Genomic DNA, 6,229 nt, shown 5'->3' with positions numbered 1-6,229 from the left:
TTTACATCGTCTGACAGCAAGGGAGGACATCAGTCGGATACTTATTCAGGCATGGATGAGTCACAGATGGTACCTTTCGTGGTACACGCACCGGACGTGCCTGTAAAAGTGCTCTATGAAGCATATGGACAGGAGGACATTGCTCCCACGATCCTGAGCATACTGAACCTACCTAATGGATTGAAGAATTCCAAGGGCTCCCAGATCCCTATAAAGGAACATACGACCCTGGGTGTGCGCGGAACGTCTATAGGCACTGTTGAGCTTTGGAATGAGGGAAAACTGATACGACAGGCGTCCAATGATGACAATTACCTGTTCATAGGCCTAGACAGAGAGGAAAGATATGTTGTGAAGTTCATCCCTGATGATACAAGATCCGAAATACTGGAGCAGGAGATAGAACCAGGTTCAGACCAGCTTGTCGTTTTCAGTATGGACACCTCTGGTCCAGCTGGGGCAGATTACCGAAAGCCTAGATATATAATAGGAGCTTTCTTAATTATACTGATCAATATAGTCGGATTGCTGTATATAAGAAAGATACTGAAGAGCAATGGCCAGTCAATATCACCATCAATGTCCGATGTTGACTGAAGATCATCCCGGGTGAGGGGTATGCCTGCATGCCTTACGAAACTATCCGAACTGCTGCCAGCAATGGAGAAAGTCCTGGCCCTTGAAGCACCTGTGATGAATCTCCGACTGCCCTGTATGGTAGTAGGCGATCTACACGGCAATATGAAAGCCCTTGATCTCATCATTCATATGTGGAGATCGTTCAGCTGTCCGCAACTACTGTTCCTTGGGGATTATGTGGATAGAGGAAATGCATCTGTGGACGTGCTGGTCAGCTTATTTGAAATGAAACGTCAGGATTGGAAGAATGTCATTTTGCTTAGGGGTAATCACGAAAGTCCGGAAATGAACCGGAAATATGGGTTTTTTGATGAGATTGGGCGAAATGAAGAAATGCTGGCAGATGTTACGTCCGTTTTCAAAAAAATGCCGGTTGCAGCAATCCTTCCCGGAGGTTTTTTTTGCGTACATGCTGGCATTCCGGGTGTTTGCAGCATTGATGACATAAACAAGGAAAATTCTTTTGAATTTTTCTGGAACGATCCCTGGGAACAAGAAGGGTTGGGGCCTTCGCCAAGAGGGATTGGCATACATCTTTTTGGCAGGGATGTCCTTGAAGCCTTTCTTGAAAAGAACCAGCTCAGAATGATGATAAGAGCGCATAGTGCACTCATGTCAGGGTATCAATGGTTCTTTGATAAACAACTGTTGTCCCTGTTCTCCACTCCTGCATACTGCGGTGCAGATAACAGAGGTGCATTTGCATTGCTACATATATCCGGTATGTGCATATACGTGTTTGGGGGAAGTGGGGAAAAGTATGGACTTATGAAGATAGAGTCTATATACATGTGAAAATCTTCTAATAAAAAGAGATATTAACAATTGTGAATATAGGAGTATGGGGTGATATCATAGTTACATTGGAAGTAGATGTAAGAGGACAGACGTGTCCGGTACCACTTGTGGAATGCCGCAAAGCACTTAGGAAAGCCTCTCCCGGAGACGAGGTAGTGGTGGTCGGCACACATCCGGCATCAAAGAAGGAAATTCCTATGGCATGCGAGTCTCTTGGTCTTGATGTCCTGGCAGTGGAAGACAAAGGCAATGAATGGAAGATAAGGATACGCAGGTAGGTGGTTCATGTGGGGAACAAAGCTGTGATCGTGGTACATAGCGGGGATATGGATAAGATATACAGTGCTTTGATCATAGGCAATGGTGCACTTTCCATGGGACTTGAAGCCTCCCTGTATTTCACTTTCTGGGGTTTACAACGGCTGAAGAAAGATGGTCTTGAGGCTGGCCTGCTTTCAAAGATGCACATGCTGGGCCTGGGCAAATGGATGGTGAAGAAAAGAATGACCAAAGCCAATGTGGCTTCTCTGGAAAAGCTCATGCAGGATTATAAGGAGCTGGGTGGCCGGATCATAGCCTGTGAAATGACCATGGAGATAATGGGTATCAGGAAAGAAGACCTGCGTACGGACTGGATAGATGAGTACGGAGCAGTAGGCACATATATACACGAAGCAAAAGATGCCAGTATTACCCTTTTCATTTGATGGAGACAGAATATGTTCGACAAGATAACTTATCTGGACAACGCAGCCAGCACACGTCTGGATGAACGTGTCCTGGAAGCTATGAAACCTTATTTCTTCGATACCTATGCAGTGGCAACTTCGGAGTTTGGCTATTCCATGGGCATAGATGCTAAAGAAGGGCTTATGGCTGCCAGGGGATCCATAGCGAGAACTCTTGGTGCGTCAGCAGAAGAAATGGTGTTCACTTCGGGAGAGACCGAATCCAGCAACATGGCCCTTAAAGGCGTTACAGCTGCTGTGAAGAAGAAAAAAGGCTCACACCTAATAGTATCCCGTATAGAGGACTTCCCGGTGCTCAATACTGCAAAGAGCCTGGAAAGACAGGGGTCCAAAGTTGATTACCTGAACGTGGACAGTGAGGGGGCTGTGGACTTGGAGCAGCTTGAAAGCCTTATTACAAAAGAAACAGCATTGGTATCCATCCAGCATGCCAATCAGGAGATAGGTACATTACAGGATATCAAGGCAATTGCAGACATATGCAGTGACAAAGATGTACTTCTGCATACTGATGCCACGCATACGTTCACCCGTGTGCCGCTGGACGTGAAAAAGATCCCTGTGGACCTGGTAACAATATCTGCGCATACCATACACGGTCCCAGGGGAGTTGGTGGCCTGTATATACGTGAAGGCACACCCATTGAGAAGTGGATGGACGGAGGCTACCAGGAATCAAACCGCAGAGCCGGTCTGGAAAATATCCCGGGTGCCGTGGGATTCGCAAAGGCCGTGGAGCTTGTAACGCCTGAAGAAAATGCCGCCCTTGCCAGGATGCGGGACCACACGATCAGCAAAGCTCTGGAGGACATACCCCACGTTACGCTTAACGGCAGCCGCATCAGTCGCACACCGCAGAACGCCAACCTCACGTTCCACTACGTGGAAGGAGAATCTATGACACTGCATCTGGATATGAGAGGGTTTGCGGTGAGCACCGGATCTGCATGTTTCAGCAGGTCACTGGAAGCCAGCCATGTGATCCTGGGGATCGGTGGTGACCATGAAAAGGCACATGGTTCTCTGAGATTCACTTTTGGCAGGTATAACACCATGGAAGATGTGGATGCGGTCCTGAGTTCCCTGAAGGAGATCGTGGAAAAACTTAGAGAGATAAGTCCGCTATATGCTAAAAGCAGGTGATAACTTGAAGTTTCCTTATACTGAGAAAGTTTTAGAACATTTCCGCAATCCAAAGAACGTGGGCAAGCTGGAGGATGCTGACGGAAAGGGGCTGGAAGGCAGCCCTGCCTGCGGAGATATGGTTGCAGTATATCTGAAAGTGGATCCAAAGACCACTGTGATAGATGATATAAAGTTCGAATCCTATGGATGCGCCTCCAATATCGCGACTGCATCTATTATTACCGAAATGGCAAAAGGAAAGACCATAGCTGACGCAAAGAAGATCACATGGCAGGAGGCCACTGATGAACTTGGAGGCTTGCCACCGGTAAAAAGGCATTGTTCGGTGCTGGCAGTAGAGGGTTTGAGATCTGCGATCCGGGACTATGAAGAAAAGCACGGTCTTGTAAGTGAGCAGGAACCAACCACTGAAGAGGTTGTAAGAAGCAGGCTTAAGCATGTCATGAATCCCATGGCAGGGCTTGATATTGTACGTACTGAACTGGTAACCAAGATCGAGGTCAAGGAAGGTATCGTCAGGGTTGTCCTTGATCTGCCATCCAGTCATCAGTTCGCAAATGCCATAAAGGAGGATCTCGTAGAAAAACTGGAAGCACTGTGGGATGTCAAAGAGGTAAAGGTGGTCTTTACCGAAGGCTAAGACAAAGGATACGGGTATGCCCATGAATGAAAAGCAGGAAATGATCATTAGAAGAGCTCTGGAACTCGGATTAAGAGCATATCCTGTAAAAACAGCGGGTATACCTGTGGAAAACAGGGCACGGATAAAGTGTGAATATGGGTGCAAAGGTTATGGTAAACGCTTAAGCTGTCCTCCCCATATCATGAATATCGATGAGTTCAGAAAGATCCTTCATGAATACGATAAGGCCCTGCTGCTGATCGAAGAGCATGATATGTCCCATGAACCCGATATTTTCAGGGCCTGGTCTTTTTTGCGCAGGGGATCTTTCCATAGAATGCTGGAGCTGGAATACCTTGCCTTCAGAGAAGGTTTTACCTATGCTCAGTTGCTGCGGCCTGGTGCATGCAATGAGTGTGATGTGTGTGCCGAAAAATGCAGAAAGCCGGAATTGCGCAGGTTCCCTCCGGAAGCTGTTGGTATCAACGTGGGAAAGATCATGGACACAGTAGGTGAGACTTTTGTTTTTTGCGATCCTGCTGACATTAAGTGTGTGGGGATCCTGCTCATTGAATAAGGGTATCCTGAGAAATGAACTCAAAAGAAGCTCTCAAAAAGGAAACTGCAGCTGTCTCTAATAGATATGTACTGATGGGAGACAAAGAAACAGATCCGGAGAAAAAAGAACACTATTACAGAATGGCCCTTGAAGTGGAACCGAAAAACGTATCTGCTCTCAATAAAATGGGCCTTTTATCCCATCAGAACGGAAAGCTCCGGGAAGCTATCCGGTTCTTCGATGCTGTGATCGGCTCCGGGAAAGTTAAGAACCTGTATCCGATCTATTTTAATAAGAGCATGGTTCTGAAAGAATTGAAGGAATACGAAGCTGCACTTAATTATATTAATAAGGCTTTGACCTTTGATCCCAAAAACCTGCAGGCTGAAGTGCTAAAGAAAGAGCTTCAGGATATAGTTGATGAAAAATACAGAAGACAGGCTGAAAGAGAGAAGCAGGCTGCATATAGTGATCTTGCAAAAGAGAAGCGATACAGTTCCTGGGACCCTCCCACTATGTCCATACTTGTGAACATGATGTATTACAAGGATTGGCATCTATACAAACATCGCAGGAACTTTGAGATCACCGATGAACAGAGGGAAAAGATAGCTTCAAAGCTTGCAAGTAAGGTATTCTGTTGCGGGAAATGTAATTTTTACAGGAACAACGGTACGTGCAAAAAGAAAAAAAATATACAGGTAGATGCGAAAGCTATCTGCAAAGCTTTTCAGCTCAGGAATTAATTGGTTTACGCATTGCAGTCTATTAAATAAAAGTCAGGAATATTCCGGAAGACTGCGGTAAGTAATTGCTTTTGAAGACTTATTATACTTATATATTGTAAACCCTATGGACTTGATCCATCCGGGCGCAGGCAGTAGTATTTGAACTACCTGCTGAACGCCGGTTCTTCCTCTGGACAATACCAACAATTATATATAGTATCAACTCAAGTTAGCATTGCTTTAAGATATAAACTGTTCAGATAACGTATTGGCCTTAAATAGTGTTACTTTTTCGTATATGCTGTTTTTCCGTTATGTTTTCATTATAGTTGGGTTTCTTAAGCTTTAACATAAGGACGTGAAATATATGTTCGGAAATGAACCAACTGCCCCAGTGGATGCTGGGAAGGAATATGAAGTAAAGATAGAGGACATCGCAAGAGAGGGAGACGGCATTGCAAGAGTAAGCGGTTTTGTAATATTCGTGCCAGGTACTTCCGTAGGCGATGAAGTGACCATAAAGGTCACAAAGGTCATGCGCAAGTTCGCATTTGCTGAAGTCAGCAACTAAATCTGATTTTTCTTGGTATGACGGGCAGAACAATGGCCTGTCAGCCTTCTTATTATTCAGGATCATCAAAAACGCAATTGTGTGGTCAGCACACAGGAACTTTACTATGGAAAAAATTACATTTAATGACTTGCATTTATCTGCAGATATCAAAAAAGCGATCGAATATATGGGTTTCGTAAAACCTACACCTATTCAGGCACAGGCTATTCCTCATATCCTTGAAGGAAGAGATGTGATCGGACAGGCTGAAACAGGCACTGGAAAGACCGCAGCATTCGGCATACCTGCACTTGAACTGGTGAATATTGCAGAAAAGAAAGTACAGATACTCATACTTTGTCCCACACGAGAGCTTGCAAATCAGGTTGCTGAAGAGATGAACAAGCTTTCAAGGTACAGAGAGATCAAGATATG

General features: G+C 45.2%; 9 protein-coding genes and 1 pseudogene. All 10 read left to right on the top strand.

What is annotated here, in order from left to right; translation table 11 throughout:
- Positions 1 to 597: pseudogene (locus A4E24_RS00470) on the top strand (hypothetical protein); the annotation flags it as partial.
- Positions 598 to 618: 21 nt separating this feature from the next.
- Positions 619 to 1,434 carry a metallophosphoesterase gene (locus tag A4E24_RS00465; RefSeq protein ID WP_292350743.1) on the top strand — a complete coding sequence of 272 codons (816 nt, stop codon included), beginning with the start codon at positions 619 to 621 and terminating at the stop codon, positions 1,432 to 1,434.
- 59 nt (positions 1,435 to 1,493) lie between these two features.
- On the top strand, positions 1,494 to 1,715 hold the full coding sequence (locus A4E24_RS00460) for a sulfurtransferase TusA family protein (protein ID WP_367121121.1): 222 nt from the start codon (positions 1,494 to 1,496) through the stop codon (positions 1,713 to 1,715).
- Between the two features lie 9 nt (positions 1,716 to 1,724).
- Entirely contained in the window at positions 1,725 to 2,144 is a 420-nt protein-coding gene (locus tag A4E24_RS00455; RefSeq protein WP_292350740.1) for a DsrE/DsrF/DrsH-like family protein, read from the top strand.
- 12 nt (positions 2,145 to 2,156) lie between these two features.
- Positions 2,157 to 3,329 (top strand): cysteine desulfurase family protein, encoded by a 1,173-nt coding sequence (locus A4E24_RS00450; RefSeq protein WP_292350738.1) that lies wholly within the window; start codon positions 2,157 to 2,159, stop codon positions 3,327 to 3,329.
- A 4-nt stretch (positions 3,330 to 3,333) separates the two neighbouring features.
- Positions 3,334 to 3,972, top strand: coding sequence for an iron-sulfur cluster assembly scaffold protein (locus tag A4E24_RS00445; RefSeq protein ID WP_292350736.1), 639 nt, complete (start codon positions 3,334 to 3,336; stop codon positions 3,970 to 3,972).
- A gap of 16 nt (positions 3,973 to 3,988) precedes the next feature.
- Positions 3,989 to 4,531: a DUF2284 domain-containing protein gene (locus tag A4E24_RS00440; RefSeq protein ID WP_292350735.1), complete on the top strand. Its 543-nt coding sequence runs from the start codon at positions 3,989 to 3,991 to the stop codon at positions 4,529 to 4,531.
- A gap of 14 nt (positions 4,532 to 4,545) precedes the next feature.
- Entirely contained in the window at positions 4,546 to 5,259 is a 714-nt protein-coding gene (locus A4E24_RS00435) for a tetratricopeptide repeat protein (RefSeq protein ID WP_292350733.1), read from the top strand.
- 349 nt (positions 5,260 to 5,608) lie between these two features.
- Positions 5,609 to 5,812, top strand: coding sequence for a TRAM domain-containing protein (locus A4E24_RS00430; RefSeq protein WP_015324575.1), 204 nt, complete (start codon positions 5,609 to 5,611; stop codon positions 5,810 to 5,812).
- A 106-nt stretch (positions 5,813 to 5,918) separates the two neighbouring features.
- Positions 5,919 to 6,229 (top strand): DEAD/DEAH box helicase (locus A4E24_RS00425; RefSeq protein WP_292350729.1); only part of this gene is annotated, 311 nt, incomplete at its 3' end.

Origin of the sequence: Methanomethylovorans sp. PtaU1.Bin093 (assembly GCF_002067275.1) — an archaeon.
In the GTDB taxonomy this organism is placed as follows: Archaea; Halobacteriota; Methanosarcinia; order Methanosarcinales; family Methanosarcinaceae; genus Methanomethylovorans.
This window is presented reverse-complemented; position numbering and strand designations above follow the sequence as displayed.